The 15,637-nt window shown below is 29.7% G+C and carries 10 protein-coding genes; 5 read left to right on the forward strand and 5 right to left on the reverse strand.

Translation table 11 applies throughout. From position 1 onward, the window contains the following. Nucleotides 1–411: 411 nt before the first annotated feature. The 4 genes from DYH56_RS10320 to DYH56_RS10335 form a co-directional block, all read right to left on the reverse strand. Entirely contained in the window at nt 412–795 is a 384-nt protein-coding gene (locus DYH56_RS10320) for a hypothetical protein (RefSeq protein WP_114642790.1), read from the reverse strand. A 169-nt stretch (nt 796–964) separates the two neighbouring features. After that, a complete protein-coding gene (locus DYH56_RS10325; protein ID WP_114642791.1) occupies nt 965–1,810 on the reverse strand; it encodes a nuclear transport factor 2 family protein in 846 nt (281 codons plus the stop codon). Nucleotides 1,811–1,906: 96 nt separating this feature from the next. Further along, nucleotides 1,907–2,779 (reverse strand): AraC family transcriptional regulator, encoded by an 873-nt coding sequence (locus DYH56_RS10330; protein ID WP_114642792.1) that lies wholly within the window; start codon nt 2,777–2,779, stop codon nt 1,907–1,909. A 241-nt stretch (nt 2,780–3,020) separates the two neighbouring features. Next, nucleotides 3,021–3,788, reverse strand: coding sequence for a dienelactone hydrolase family protein (locus tag DYH56_RS10335; protein WP_114642793.1), 768 nt, complete (start codon nt 3,786–3,788; stop codon nt 3,021–3,023). A 334-nt stretch (nt 3,789–4,122) separates the two neighbouring features. Between DYH56_RS10335 and DYH56_RS10340 the strand changes: the two genes are divergently transcribed. The 5 genes from DYH56_RS10340 to DYH56_RS10360 all read left to right on the forward strand — a co-directional run bounded on the left by DYH56_RS10340 (nt 4,123) and on the right by DYH56_RS10360 (nt 14,460). Beyond that, the gene (locus DYH56_RS10340; RefSeq protein ID WP_114642794.1) at nt 4,123–8,388 is read left to right on the forward strand and encodes an NACHT domain-containing protein; all 4,266 of its coding nucleotides are present in this window, start codon (nt 4,123–4,125) and stop codon (nt 8,386–8,388) included. Between the two features lie 212 nt (nt 8,389–8,600). Beyond that, on the forward strand, nt 8,601–10,136 hold the full coding sequence (locus DYH56_RS10345) for an Eco57I restriction-modification methylase domain-containing protein (protein WP_233500028.1): 1,536 nt from the start codon (nt 8,601–8,603) through the stop codon (nt 10,134–10,136). A gap of 638 nt (nt 10,137–10,774) precedes the next feature. Next, a complete protein-coding gene (locus tag DYH56_RS10350; RefSeq protein ID WP_114642795.1) occupies nt 10,775–12,304 on the forward strand; it encodes an alanine/glycine:cation symporter family protein in 1,530 nt (509 codons plus the stop codon). Nucleotides 12,305–12,459: 155 nt separating this feature from the next. Further along, a complete protein-coding gene (locus DYH56_RS10355; protein ID WP_114642796.1) occupies nt 12,460–13,344 on the forward strand; it encodes an AEC family transporter in 885 nt (294 codons plus the stop codon). 531 nt (nt 13,345–13,875) lie between these two features. Continuing rightward, nucleotides 13,876–14,460 carry a TetR/AcrR family transcriptional regulator gene (locus DYH56_RS10360; protein WP_114642797.1) on the forward strand — a complete coding sequence of 195 codons (585 nt, stop codon included), beginning with the start codon at nt 13,876–13,878 and terminating at the stop codon, nt 14,458–14,460. A gap of 191 nt (nt 14,461–14,651) precedes the next feature. Here the strand turns inward: DYH56_RS10360 and DYH56_RS10365 are convergent, their stop codons facing one another. Further along, nucleotides 14,652–15,524, reverse strand: coding sequence for an NAD(P)-dependent oxidoreductase (locus DYH56_RS10365; RefSeq protein WP_114642798.1), 873 nt, complete (start codon nt 15,522–15,524; stop codon nt 14,652–14,654). Between the last annotated feature and the right edge of the window lie 113 nt (nt 15,525–15,637).

Consider the following 15,637-nt stretch of genomic DNA (forward strand, 5'->3'; position numbering starts at 1 on the left):
AAAAATTCATCTGCAGTTAACTTTTAAAAAATTTAAAATCTTAGCACCTTTTTTTGTAATGCCATTTTTTTTAAACTTGACTTTAAAAAAAATCAATTATTTTTACTTGACTTCATATAGTTAGTCTAATTGTGTTTTATATATGTTTAATCAGGTAGATGTTACAGCATAAAAAAATAAAAGTCAACATTAATTTAATTTAATTTTAGTTAGAACCTTTAAATTTCTTTCTTCTTTTTCTCATAAAAAAACCTCCAAATTAATGTAATTGCAGCATTAATCTGAAGGTTTATACAAAATTTGAAGCAGACTCAGGGATCTCCCTAAAAATTTTTATTTTAAAATGAAGAAGACAATTCTATTGCATCTACTGGACATACTGTGATGCCGTCACCACAATAGTCACATCTTTCAGAGATTACACGGTATGGAGTTCCCTTTTTTCATAGCCGGATACTTATTCATATCATATACAGCCAACTGAAGGTCTTTATTTGTTTTGGCTTTTTCAAGAATTTCTTCTTCTGGCACAAATCTGACTTCACCGATAAGTCTGATAGAATAACCTGGGGGAAATTCTGCTCCTGAATTTCCATCATGAGAAAGTATTCTTGTATCACTTACACCGCAGATTGTTATTTTTCCTGTCTCCATCAATTGTCTTGCAAAGGGTTTATTCCACATAGTTCTAAAATACATGCCTTCTTCGTCACATCCATTAAAATGAGCAACCCTACTGTGAACTTCGTTATTGTGAATTGTTGAAAAAGTTAAAACACCTATTTTATCGAACAATTCATAAATCTCACTAATTTTTATCTTACCACTCCTTTAGTTATTTAATAAAAACTTCTATTCAATAGTTTTAATTTTTTTAAAATTACAATTTATTAAGGTCTCTTATTTTAATAGATAAAAAGCGTAGATACTTCTAAACTAAGTATCTACGCTGGTATAAATTTATCTAGAATTTCCCGTTATCGTTTGCCCATTTATCTTCTGATAGAATCTCTTGAATAACATCCCAGTGCTCAACGATTTTTCCATTTTCTACTCTAAATAAATCATAGAAAGCTACATGAACTCCTGCAAATTTTCCCTCACTCATCGATAAAACAAAGTTACCTTCTCCAAGAATTTTATGGTTTTCAGTATAAACCATTGTGATTCCTGCTTCAGCCATAGCTTGTAAAGCTGCACCCAGTCCGTCAAGACCATCTGCTATATCTGTGTTATGCTGAATATACTTTTCTGTACTGATATAATCAGTTATCTTAGCAGGATTTTTACCCATTAAAACATCCTCTATAAATCCTTTTACCAGTGTTTTATTTTCCTCAGTTTTATCTAAATCGGTTACTTCTGTTGCACCATCAAGCTGAGTGTGTCCACTTGGATTTGGACCTTTTTTCTCTCCTAAGTTATCCCAGTGCTCTACAATTTTTCCATTTTCAAATCTGAATACATCAAATCCTACTTTTGGTCCAAAGAACTCATAATCTGTTTGAGCAAATACATAATCTCCGTCTTCAAAAACTCTTACAGTATTAGCTTTTATACTATTTGCCGGTAAGCTTGAAACAAATTCCCCAAATCCTGCTAAACCATCAGGAATTGCTAAATTATGCTGGATATATTTCTCAGAGTTTATAATTCCTATGGGTTCAGATTCCCCTGTTTCTAAGGCTTTTAATAACGCCACCACCTGCTCTTTTTTTGATGTTTCTTTTCCCTTTTTGCTTTGAATGCTGTTACACCCAGTTAGTGTTAGTAAAACAACTACCATTGTTAATAAAATTTTTTTAGTCATAATTTTCCTCCCTTATTATTTATATATTAATTATAAGAAATTTATTTATAATCCGGTAGGTAAAAAAAAGTCAAAAAATGGTAGAAATCGTACCTTTTATCCATGAAAGTTTTGGTATTGGTCTTTAAATTTTTTTGGAGAGGTGCCGACATTTCTTTTAAAATACTTTACTAAATTAGTTTCTTCATCAAAATTAAAGAAAATGCACATTTCCTTCAAACTCATATCATTTGCCACAATTTGCCTTTTCATTTCTAAAATAACCATATTATCTATATAACTTTTCAAAGTATATCCTGTTACTGATTTACATATAATATTTAACTGTTTATAGCTGTATCCTGTTCCCTTTGTATATTCAATAGAATCACGACATTGATAATTAAATTTTTCAATTAATCCGTCGAGAGTTAACATTATTTTCGTATTTTTATTTTCATCTTTAATTAATTTATTTTCATCAACCAGTATATCAAGTTTTGTTAAAATAGACCCAAGGAGATATCTGTATAATATTATTGAATTTACCTTATCCCCCTTATATTCGCACTTTAGTATCTTGAAAAGTTCTTTAATAGTTCGATCTTTTCCTGATTCATTGATGAGATGCATATTGAATAGTTTTTTTAAAGAATTCATACCTATTTCGTTAATCTCAATAAAATTACTTGTAAAGATGATTGCTGTTCCTTTTAATTTTTGATTCCTGGAAAAAGCATGAACGTAATTTTCTCCGACTAATAAGATGTCACCTTTTTTTACATCATATGTTTTAAAATCTACAAAATGTTTTGCACTATCATTTTCCACCAATAAAATCATGTTAAACTGTGGTCTATGAAATTTACCGATATCAAACTCTAGATTTCCATCCTGAAATCTTTTAAAAACGTTTGAAATTTCCATAACTTCAAATTCTATTTTTAATGTATTTTTAAATTTAATTTTACGGATATTTTCTTTATTCATTTTACCCTCCCTTAATTTTTTATATTATAACTCATAGGCTGTTAAAAATAAAACTTATATCGACTACTTGGTATATATAATTTATAGTGACTTTTTTTTGATGAAATTTAGTGGGTTGTAGATCTTTGCATAAGTAAAAAAAGGGAGATAATAATTCTTCGATTCTTATCTCCCTGAAAATTCCGTTTTTTATATTGATTTTTAGTGTTTATATAAAATTTGAAGCAGACTGGGGTATGTCCTAGAAATTATTCTTTAAAAATTCTTTACTTCTTTCAAAGGATAAATTGTCGGCTTCAGGATTATAGCTTTTCCCTGGAGTAGTAAATCCATGACCTGCTCCCTTATAAAGATATGGTTCTACAGACGGCTGAACTTTTACAAATTTTTGGAAATCCTGTATTTTAGAAGCTGTATCGTTCTCACCGTGATGAATCTGCAATTTGCCATTTAATTTGTTGTTTATAAGGGGTGTTGTATAAAAACCATGAAATGATATCCCCAATAGTGGATCTTCCTTATAGAGCTGGTAATCGATCACAGAATCTCCTCCAAAACAATAACCAATCATAGCAATCCTGTTACTATCTACCATTTCATTTGATTTTAACAGATCTAAAGCGTTATCTATTCTTTCCCTCATTATCTCTCTATTATTTCTATAATAGCCCGATATTTTTCCTGCTTCCTGATGAGTTGTTATTTTTACATCACTTCCATACATATCCATGGCTAAAACAACATAACCTAATTCCGCATATCTTTTGGCATTGTTCTTTGTTACTTCATCCAATCCTAAATAATGATGGATAAGCAGAATTCCTGGAGCTTTTTCCCCTTTTAAATCTTCATAAACCAGATAATTATTATATGTTTTCCCGTCTACTGTCAGGGGTAAAATTTTACTCTTCAAACTATCTTCACCCACGACATCCTTGGTTTTTCTTGTACTTTCATGGAAGCATCCCATAACTGTTAGCAATAAAAACATTAGTACAATTTTTTTCATCGATCTCCTCCCTTTAATAAAATTAAGTTATATTTTCCTTCTTTCACTGTGATTTGTTATATACATTATAAGTTATACTCCATATCCAGTTTTTCCCTTCATAGAGAAAATGAATCATGCAAAGTTTGATATACGAATATTAAATTTATGATTCATGAATATCAAATAAAAAAATTCAAATGTATAAAACTTTTATAGCTGTTATACGGAAATCTTCTAGTAATTTTTAGTGCTGAATAATCTAAAATAATCTGCGACTAAAAATTCTTTTTTGATGAAATTTAGTGGTATAATTTATATATAGAAAAGGATGTTCACTAAGAGGAGTTGTACTATGAATTACATAGATTTATCATTAAAAAGTCTAACTAGAGAAGAAGATAATATATATTTACTGAAAGATAAAATTAAAAAAAATAGAATTAGTATTATGTTAGGAGCACCTGGAAGCGGTAAAAGTTTTATATTACAAAAATATAAAGATGAGAACAATAATGTAGAATTAACATCTGTTAAGAAATTTATAAAATTAAAAAGACAGATAGATGAATCAGTAAAAATACTCTTATTAGATGGCTTGGATGAATATAGGAGAGTTGCTGATGATAAAACTTTTGTGCTTACTGAAATTGGAAATAAAGTGAATGATTTATTAAAAAGAAATAGTGATTTAAAAATTGTTATGAGCTGTAGGGAAATGGACTGGTGTGGTGAATCAGATAAAAATGCCTTAAAGCAAAAGGTAAATGAGGAAGTTTCACTTTTCAATATTCAACCATTAAGTTTAGAAGGAGATAATAAATTTTTACTAAAAGATATAATTCAAAAAAACAAAATTGTTATTATATTAGGAGCACCTGGAAGCGGTAAAAGTTCTATATTACAAAAATATAAAGGTGAAAATAATAATACAGAATTAATACCTGTTAAGAAATTTATAAAATTAAAAAGTCAGATAGACGAATCAGTAAAAATACTCTTATTAGATGGCTTGGATGAATATAGAAGAGTTGCTGATGATAAAACTTTTGTGCTTACTGAAATTGGAAATAAAGTGAATGATTTATTGAAAATGAATAAGAATTTAAAAATTATTATCACTTGCAGAGAGATGGACTGGCGTGGTGAATCAGATAAAAATGACTTGAGGGAAGAGGTAAATGAGGAAGCCATATTTTTTAGTATTCAACCATTGAGCATTGAAGAACAGAATAAACTTGCAGATCTTTTAAACATAGACAATAAAGATATTTTTATTAGAAAATTCACAAATAAAGGTTTTTTAAGCAATCCTCAAATGTTTTATATGTTATCTGAAATATGGAAAAATAATAGAGATGAGATTAGTTCAAAAACTAATTTATATAAGCAGTTCATAGTTAGTGCTAGAGAACAGAACCAAAATCATCTGCAAAGTAGTTTTTATATAGAACAAGGCGAAATGTTTAAAATTGTTGGATACCTTGCTTTTTACTATGTATTTAGTGGTATCGATAATTTTGATAATAATTTTATTGATGAAATATCAAATTCTGAAAAAGGATATAAAAAAGAGTTATTAGAGGAGGTATTAAAAACAAAAATATTTAGTGAAGGCAAGTTTATTCATCGAACAATTGCAGAGTATACCTTAGCCAATTATATTTTTAAATATAAATTAGATGATTCTATTGAAATAAGTAAGGAAAGGATTAAAAACTTATTTGTGAAAAATGTTAAAATTCCTACTGAACTTAGAGGAACTTACGCCTGGTTGTGTTCATTAAGTGCAGATCAAGATTTTATTCAAGTTGATCCTTACTATCAAGCAATCCATGGGGATAATTCTCTTTTCAACATAGAAGATAAAAAGAAAATCATATTAGCGGTTAAAGAATATTCAAAAACTAATCCATATTTTTTTGAATTCGGGCAAAGGATGGAATTAGAAGGATTTTATACAATAGAATTAGATAATTTTTTAATAAATGAATACGATAAGGCATTAAAATTTGAAAATCATTACATTGATTTTATTATCAATATCATCACTCAAAGTGAAGAGATAAGTGATAATCTCAAAGCTTTTCTAAAAGAGAAAATAGAAGAAAATTTAATTCCAACATATTATAAAGAAGATTTTATAAAATTATTCATATTAGAACCAGATTATTTACAAGATGTAGTTGAAAAAATAAAAAGTGGAGATATTTTAGATAAAGATGATAGATTAAAAGAAAGAATTCTAAATATATTATATCCTAAATATATAGATCATACTAAAATTTCTGAATATCTTATTTTATATACTCATAAAAGGATAATAGGGTATTGTAATTACCTTTATAAGACTGAGTATGATAATAAATATGAACTTTTAAAGAGAATTTACGAACTTAGTTGTGATGATTCAAGAGAAGTTAAATTAAAACTTCCAAAATTAGTTAAAAGCTTTGTTAGTGATTATTTTTTAGAAACATTACTGAAATATGACGAATCTTTAGAGGCAAAAGAAATATACGCTATTATCGAGTATTTTAATACATACTATTCTGATTTTGAAAAAATAAAATTTGAGTCGTATCGCTATGAGATAACTGATAAGGTTAAAGTATCTGAGGAAAAACTTCAAAGGTTAGCAAATGAATTATTTGAAATATATATAGATAAAATGCTATCTAAAGAAAATGAAACACTCAACATACATAGTTTAACATGTGATTTTAATTATTTTTTTAGTTATAAATCTCCAAATAACCAAAGTGAAGTTTTACTGAAAAAAATGAATAAAAATTTTGAAAAAAAAGTTAATAAAGACTTATTTTTTAGAGGATTAAATTGTTTATTGAAAGATGAAAATAACAAACCTATAATTCCTAAAAATATAGAGGAATTAATAATTAAATATGGCCTTGAGGAAGAATTTAATAACTGGTTGAATCCTAAAAGACAAGATTGGGAAATAGAATCTCAACAACAGGAAAAAAAATGGAAGGAAGAGGAAATAGAAGCAAAAAGAAGAAATGAAAAATACTTTGAGAATAAAAGTGATGAAGAGATTCAAAAATGTTTTGGAGATTTAGGTTGGATTGCACATTTATTTTATTTTGATAATAGCAAAAAAGAAAAAATATACCTAGAAAATGCAACATTAGAAAGGTTAAAAGCGGTACTGAAAGACACAATATATAATGAATTAATTGAACCTAAATTATTAACTCTAAATTCATTGGCGAAAGATTCTCCTAGTGCAAATAGAAATATTGATATAGTTTATTATGTCTCTTTAGTTTTAAACGAAGATGAAGAAATTATAATAGATGATGTAGAACTTAAAAAGTATTTATATACAAATACTTTAAAACAGAGTAAAGCAATAAATATTCAAAAAAGTAATTTTATAAAACGACTAGAAAAGAATGATTTAAATTTTGTTAAAGGTTGTTTGAAAGAGTATATAGAGTTATTGTTGGAAGAACAATTTTATGAGATTAAGCATATTGTCAACAAATATACAAATTTAGATAGTAATATAGATAATTTAAAAAGAATTGCAATGTCTCATGGTTCTAATTTATCGGATATAAAAAATTCGATTTCAGAAAATTTTTTAAATATTTATGCTTTTAATTTAGAGATGAGTGATTTGATTGAGTTAGAGAAATTAGAGATGAATACAGATAATAAAAATGCAGTAGAAGCCCTAATTGTATTTAATAATAATAAAAAAGAAAATTTTACTATTGACATGGCAACTTCATTTCACTCATTGATAAGAGATAATGCACAAGAGTTATATGATGGCTTTAAAAACTTTGATAGTAAATTAAGAATTAAAATTATTAGTTATATGATGTCAGCATTCAAAATTAATAAATCTATAGAAGAAGTGAATGGCATTCAATCACCTAAAAATGAATGTGCCAGTTTTCTTAAAAGAACCTCTTTAATGTTTTTTGATATTGAAGAATTAGAAACACTAAGTGAACTTCATTCAAGTGATGATGATACATGGAAAAATAAAATTTTAAATAAATTAAATGAGCTACAACAGCAACAAAGTGACAGTTTACATGAGAGTTATAAGGTAAAAAATATAAAGAAATTTATATTTGATAGTGCAATCTTATCGAAGAAAGATTTTTTTACAGAGGTATCATACAAAATAGAAAAATTAAAACAAGAAATTGAAGATAATATCAATAATGATAAAAATTCTTTTTATAGTGAAGTAAAACTGGTTAAATCAAAAAAAACGGAAGAAGCATCTAGAGATATTATTTTACAAAGATTAAATGATAAATATGGTAGTGAGTTATTATCTACGAAAGAACAATATTTAGCAGATAATAGACTGGATATTAATGTTAAGTATAAATCTAATTTTTCTTATCAAGTACAAATAGAATGTAAAAGAGATGACAATGGCGAATTATATGAAGGGATTCAAAATCAACTCATAGATAAATATTTTTCTTCGAATGTTCAATATGGTATTTATTTAATTTTTTATTTTAGAAAACTAAAGAATAAGTCGCTAATGCTTAAAAAGGTTTATGACTCTATTCCCAATGGATATGAAGATAAAATAAAAGTTATTTGTATTGATTTAGTCATTTAAATAAAGATATGATTTGGAGAATGATAATGTCAATATATGGAGTTACTATAATTTATAGTAACTCTTTTTTTTTGATAAATTTTAGTGGTATACTTAAGTAAAGGAGAATTATAATTTTTTTTTATTAGCCATATTCGGATTGTATTTAGAAATAAATAATTATGAATTGGTATTTTAAGGAGAGCTAAAAGTAAAAAAAAGGGGGGCGGTCAGTGAAGATAAACAGTGATACAAATTTTAAGGTATATACACCGGATTATATAGCAAAAGAGATGATAAATAAAAGTTTAGACATATATTTTAATGGAGATTACAGCAGATCCAAATTTGACAACCTCAGGTGTGCTGATCTTTCATGCGGTACCGGGAATCTCCTCCTTCCCCTCCTAAATACCATAATACAGCTGTATAAGGCAAAATTAGGAGAGTATACCTATAATATTTCATGGATTACAGGCTATGATATAGATGGGGAAGCCCTGCTGATCTGCAAAAATAATATTTTAAAGATCCTGGAAAAATACGAGATTGAAGATAAAAATATAAATTTAATAAAGACCAATTCCCTCATGGAGGAAATAGACGAAACTTATGACCTTGTTTTAGGGAATCCACCGTATTTTGGGGAAAAGAACAATAAAGAAATATTTGAAGATATGAAAAAATATAAATTCGGAAAAGAAAATTATGAGGGGAAGATGGATTACGCCTATTTTTTTATAGCCAAGGGAATAGATGCACTAAAAGATGGAGGAGTGCTGACCTACATAACCACAAATTACTGGTTTAAAGCCGATCATGCTAAAAAATTGAGGGAGAAGATAAAAAAATACACCACCTTTAAATATATAAATAATTACAACAGGTCTGTTTTTGAGGAGGCTGCGGGGCAGCACAATGTTGTTTTTACCCTGAGAAAGGAAAAAAAAAGTGGGAAATTAGAAGTGATAGATGACAGGGAAAAATATTTCATAGACAGTGATAAAATTTATAACTATAGGGATAAGGTTATTTTAGCCAAAGAGGAAGACTTGGAACGGTTAAATAGGGTATACAATGGCAGAACTCATTTCCTGGGGGAACTTCTAAACATCAACCAGGGTATAGTCAGCGGGTATGACAGGGCCTTTGTTTTTGATTCCTATGAGGAGAACTACAGGGAATATCTAAAGCCATTTTATAAGAATAAAGATATAGACCAGTATACCTATACCTCCAATAAATATTGGATCCTCTATTTAGATAATAAGGTGGCTTTAAATAAAAAACTGGCTAAACATCTGAACCCCCATAAGGAACGACTGAGCAGGAGGAGGGAAGTTTTAAGATCCATTATCAATTGGTGGGAGCTCCAGTGGGCCAGGGATGAAAAAATATTTAATGTACCTAAGATAATCGGCAGGCAGAGATCCAAGATAAATAAATTTTCATATTCGGAAGGGGAATTTTATGGAAGTGCCGATATATATTATCTCACTCCCAGGGAAAAAAATATAAATTTATTCTATATCCTGGGTTATTTAAATTCCAAGGTTTTCTATGACTGGTTTAAATACAACGGGAAGATGAAGGGGGACAATTTAGAACTCTATGCCACCCCTCTAAAGGAAACACCTATATATTACACTAAAGATAAAGCAGAGATAGCTTATATTGAGAAGCTGGTAAAAAAGCAGATCGAACATTATGAGGAAAAGACCCAGAAGTTAATAGACAGATATTTTTCTGATTTAAAATATGGAATATAAGAGATGGATCTTTGGCTGGAAATTTTAAATAAAAGTTAAAAAAAATTATATATGATTAATAAAATGGGCTTTCAGAAGCCCTTTTTTTATTATTTAAGAAATTATGCCTATCTGGATGCAACGTCACGTTGCTTTTTTGTGAAAAAAAATAAAAAGAGGAGTTACGAAACTAAAGTAGAAATTTGTTTGAAATTAATTGAGGGTGAATCATATAGTTCTATTCACTAAAAAATATAACTTTAAAAGCACTGGAATGCCTGCCAACTGGAAAAAGCAGTACCCCAGCGAAACTTTGTCTAAAGATGATAATAGAGGAAGAAAAAGGCAGGGGTGGGATGATTTTTTAAAATCTTAAAAAAGTGCTTTGCCCAACCGATGAAAATCTGTTCAAAATAATTAATATTGAAAAATCATCCACAGATCTTAGTGAAATAATATACAGCCATGGTAAATTATTTTTGTCAGCATTAAAAAAATTAAAGAATTTTCTACTTAAAAAACGAACAAATTATACTAAAATTATGAACATCTGTATCGATTTGGTTGACATTGTTCTAAAGCAGTGTTATCATTTTAATAGATCGATAAGAAAAATCAGAAAATATTAAGTTTATTGTTTTAATTCTTTGGAGGTTTATATGGAAAATTTAGTAAATATAGTGAATGGTATTATTTGGTCACCGGTACTTATATATCTTTGTTTAGGTGCAGGATTGTTTTTTACTTTAAAAACAAGTTGTGCTCAATTTACAATGATCAAGGAAATGATAAGATTATTACTGGGAAAAGATGTTAAAGAAGGGGAGAAATCTGCAGATTCAATAAGTGGATTTGAAGCAATGTGTATGTCGGTTTCCGGAAGGGTAGGAACCGGAAATATTGCAGGAGTAGCTACAGCCATAGCATTAGGGGGACCTGGATCGATATTCTGGTTATGGGTAATCTCCCTCCTGGGAGCTGCATCATCATATGTTGAATCTACATTGGGACAATTATATAAAGAAAAATTTGAAGGTGGATACAGGGGAGGGCCTGCTTATTACTTCAAAAAAGGATTATTAGGCGGGAAAACCTGGTATGGAAATTTATTTGCAGTAGCTACAGTGTTAGCCATGTCAATATTTATGCCCTCTACCCAATCAAATGTAATTGCAGGAAGTTTAAAAACAGCAGCAGGGGTTCCTGAATGGGTATCAGGATTAATTATAGTGGGATTACTGTCTACGATTGTTTTTGGAGGAGCTAAAAGGTTAGCAAAGTTTGCCGGAATAGTAGTTCCATTCATGGCAGTAGCTTATATAATCGTTGCAGTAATCGTTTTATCACTTAATGCGGGGGAAATTATTCCGTCATTAACTTTAATTATTAAATCTGCATTTGGAAAAGAAGAAGCATTTGCAGGGATAGTAGGAGCAGCGATATCCTGGGGTGTAAAAAGAGGTGTTTATTCAAATGAAGCAGGGCAGGGAACAGGTCCGGCCTCAGCAGCAGCAGCAGACACGTCACATCCTGCCAAGCAGGGATTAATACAGGCATTTTCCATCTATATTGATTCGATATTTGTATGTACAGCAACAGCATTAATGATTATTATTACAGGAGCATATAAAGTATTTGATGGAACTGGCGGGGTAATACATACAGCAAGTGGTGCAACTTCTGATATGAGTATCGGGACAATAGGAGCAGCTAACACATCTACAGCCTTGGATATCGGGATTGGGTATGGTGCATATATAGTAGCAGTAGCTATAGTATTCTTTGCCTTTACTACTTTATTGGCATTTTATTGGAATGGAGATACAGCATTAGTTTATTTAACTAAAGGCAGTGAAAAAGGTAAAAAAATAAGATTTATTTTAAAATTACTATACCTTGGATTTACATTTTTAGGATCTGTAGTTGCAGGTGGTATGGCTTGGACTTTAGGAGATATTGGTATAGGAACAATGGCTTGGATAAATATAGTGGGAATTTTAATTATGCATAAACCTGCCATTGCCTGTTTAAAAGACTATAGAATGAGGATGAAAGAAGGAAGAGCAGACAATTGGGATTTCAATCCAAATGAGATTGGAATTAAAGGTGAGTTTGCTGTTTGGGATGAAATAAGAGAAGAAGGAAGAGGAACGGTTGAACAGGGTGCAGCAGAATTAAAAACATCATAAGGTTTAATTTTGTGCTTTCCAATCCCTCCCTTGATTACTGGTATTAATCAGTAGTCAAGGGAGGGATTTTTTTTTTACTATTTTACCAGGTTTATCTCATTGGCAGGCGTATATTTAATAGATATAGTAAACTTAAATTTTCGAAGGAGAAGCAGATGTTTGAATTAATTTTAAATAAGGCAGTGCCTATAAATTTAATATTTTTTTTAGGGTACTTCCTAAAGAAAACAGGGGCCTTAAATGAGGAAGATGGAAGGGTATTTTTAAAGGGGATGTTCTATGCTTTTATTCCGGCAATTCTATTTCAATCGGTAAGGAAAACCCAGTTTGAAGCAGATTTTTTAGTCTATCCTCTGGTTATAATCATGTTTCAAATTTTAATGTTTATTTTGGGAAAATTATTGACCAGCAGGATGAAAATATCCAGGGATAAAAAAATAGTTATCAGAGGTTCTTTAATCATTATGAATTCAGGTTTTGTAGTGCCATTTTATATTGCTTTTTATGGGGTAGAAAATATGTGGCGGATGGGACTCTATGATTTTGGAAACTCACTGATGGTTTTTGTTTTAGTTTATTCTATGTTTTTAAGGTCAGAATTAAAAGAAGTTGTTAAATCACTGCGATCTCCCCCTATAGCAGCCATAGTCCTTGGGATAATAGCTGGGAAATTTGGTATCCCTATTCCTGAATTTATCGATACCACCTTAAATCAGATAGGAAATCTTGTGGGGCCATCCATTATGCTGGGACTTGGGCTGTATTTCACCCCATCCTTAAAAAATATAAAGATCAGTCTCCTGGTGGTGGGATTAAAAATTGTTTTGGGAGTGGGGATAGGATTACTCCTTATTCAGGTCCTGCCCTTCGATAGTTTATCCAATAAGACGGTATTATATATGACTGCTTCTCCGGTAGGAGCCAATATCCTTACCTTTGCTGTTTTATCCAAGATGGATACCAAATTTCCTTCGGAGATAGTGTCATTATCAATAGTTATAAATTTATTTTTAATTCCATTATTATTCATTTTAATCTAATGCGACTCTTCTCTCGACCTCTACGCCACCTCTCTAAAGGAAACACCTATATACTAGTGAGATAGCCTATATTGAGAAGCTGGTAAAAAGGCAGATCGAACATTATGAGAAGAAAACCCCAAAATTAACAGATAATTATTTTAGTACCATTTTTTCTAAGGTTTTATGATGATTATCGAAAAAAAGCGATTTAAAAGTTGGATTGATTATGGTATCATTAAGTTATCGTTAATTATTATCAAGAGGCGCAATAGTAACATTAAAAGAGAATCTATAAAATTAATTGATTCTATCTCCATTATTAATTCAAAAAAATGTGAGTTAATCGTAAGGTATCCATATGGTTTACTAAGAGCGTTTTAACCTGATATTTCTTGAAGATGGCTAAGAGAGGAGATCAATTCTATTGAAGCTAGACCAGAGGATCCGTATATGTTAAAAAAAGTAGATAAAAAATATTAAAAGATAAAATTTTCCATTTTTGGGATGTTATCTTTTTCAGTGAACTATGTTTTATTAAAGGAGTAAATTATGACACAAGTAATTGCTAAACACGAAAAGAAAATTCAGATAATTAAAGCACTTCATAACTGTCTTTTAAAGAAGCCATTTAATCAAACATCAATTAAAGATATCGCTAATGAGGCTGGGTTAAACCATGGACTTATTCATTATTACTTTAATAAAAAGGATGATATTCTTTTAGAATATGTTGATTATATGTCTGAATTTTATTTATCATTGCTTCATGATTGGATTGAAAGTATAATGTTAAATCAAAGTACTGATGTTGATATTAAGAAAGAAACTTTAATGTTTATGAATGATATCATCACTACATCTAATAATGAGTTTTCTAAAATCCTTTTGGAAATTTGGGGGATTGCATCTTATAACAATAATGTTCGACAAAAATTAGAGAAGACTTATTCCGATTGGGAGCAAGGCATCAATAAAGTTATCAAAAAATTTCAAACTGATGATGAAACTGCTAACTTTATCAGTAAAATATGGCTGACGTTTGCTGAAGGATTAATACTTTTTTCAACTATCAGAGAGCAAAATGAAAAGGAACGACTTGAATTATTGGAAAAATTATTTTATTTTATAAGTTGATCAGGGGTCTAGCCAACATTTCCGATAATGTTAACGGGACCCTATTAGTGAAATATTTACTATTTAAAGAACATTGATATATTGCACAGTCTAAATATACAAAAAAATGTGAGAAATATCTATGATATTTCTCACATTTTTATATTTTCACTATTTAATTGATTTAATAGTGTTTTCATGAGGGCCAAATATTATTTTCTGATTATTTCTACGATTGATTCTAAATTATTGTTCTTGTATCCAGTTTCTATGGCATTTTGAATTAAAGAATGTATACTCTCTGTTACAGATGTATCAATTTTAGATCTGTTCATCATTTCTATTAACCTTTGAATAGCACTAGAATGGATAATATTACTAGCCATATTATCTTTATAGTTACCGCTCTCAACATCTTGTGGCACATGTTTTAGAATCTCTGTAACAGTAGGAAAAAGATACGAATCTCCTGCTATATCAGCAAATGTCTGTACAGAGAAGTTTTGGCTTTTACATAATGATGCTGCCTGCAAAATACCCCAGTATGTTCCATAGTACAAAGTTAAAAGTGCGCAATCAAGTGTAGATGCACCACTAATGTCATTGCTTACCGTCATCAGATTTTTTGTAAGGCTTTTTAAAGCAGATTCGCTATTTTTTAATGTGGATTCATTTCCTGATATCAGGATACATGACTCTTCTGTCCCAATTTGATGTGGATAGCACATGATTGCACCGTCGATATAATCGATGTCATATTCTTTTATTATTCCTTCCAGTTCTTGAGCTTCTTGAGGAATTCCTGTTGAAAGTTGAACAAGTGTTTTTCCAGCAAGCTGAAGTAATACGTCGTCGTTTTTAAGAAATCGTATGGTATTTGTGTAATTATTGATGCTGAATACCATTACATCACAGTTATTTGCTGCTTCTATAGGGGTTTCTGCCAAACTTGCACCAAGTTCTACCAAAGGAATACAACTTTCTCTGGAAACATCATATACAAAAACATGATGACCTGACTTTAAAAATGCTTTAACAAGCGAACTACCCATTTTTCCACAACCAATTACAGATATTTTAGACATTATTTACATCTCCTTTTTAATAATATTAACATTTATTTAGTTGGTCGACTAACTAACTGTTTGATTATACTTCCTAAATTGATAATTGTCAATAGTAAAGATGTATAGTTTTT

The sequence above is a fragment of the Psychrilyobacter piezotolerans genome (assembly GCF_003391055.1).
In the GTDB taxonomy this organism is placed as follows: domain Bacteria; phylum Fusobacteriota; class Fusobacteriia; order Fusobacteriales; family Fusobacteriaceae; genus Psychrilyobacter; species Psychrilyobacter piezotolerans.

Coding starts and splice junctions, on each gene's coding strand:
- DYH56_RS10340 (WP_114642794.1), top strand. CDS start 4,123: ATGAATTACATAGATTTATCATTAAAAAGTCTAACTAGAGAAGAAGAT.
- DYH56_RS10365 (WP_114642798.1), bottom strand. CDS start 15,524: ATGTCTAAAATATCTGTAATTGGTTGTGGAAAAATGGGTAGTTCGCTT.
- DYH56_RS10330 (WP_114642792.1), bottom strand. CDS start 2,779: ATGAATAAAGAAAATATCCGTAAAATTAAATTTAAAAATACATTAAAA.
- DYH56_RS10325 (WP_114642791.1), bottom strand. CDS start 1,810: ATGACTAAAAAAATTTTATTAACAATGGTAGTTGTTTTACTAACACTA.
- DYH56_RS10360 (WP_114642797.1), top strand. CDS start 13,876: ATGACACAAGTAATTGCTAAACACGAAAAGAAAATTCAGATAATTAAA.
- DYH56_RS10350 (WP_114642795.1), top strand. CDS start 10,775: ATGGAAAATTTAGTAAATATAGTGAATGGTATTATTTGGTCACCGGTA.
- DYH56_RS10355 (WP_114642796.1), top strand. CDS start 12,460: ATGTTTGAATTAATTTTAAATAAGGCAGTGCCTATAAATTTAATATTT.
- DYH56_RS10335 (WP_114642793.1), bottom strand. CDS start 3,788: ATGAAAAAAATTGTACTAATGTTTTTATTGCTAACAGTTATGGGATGC.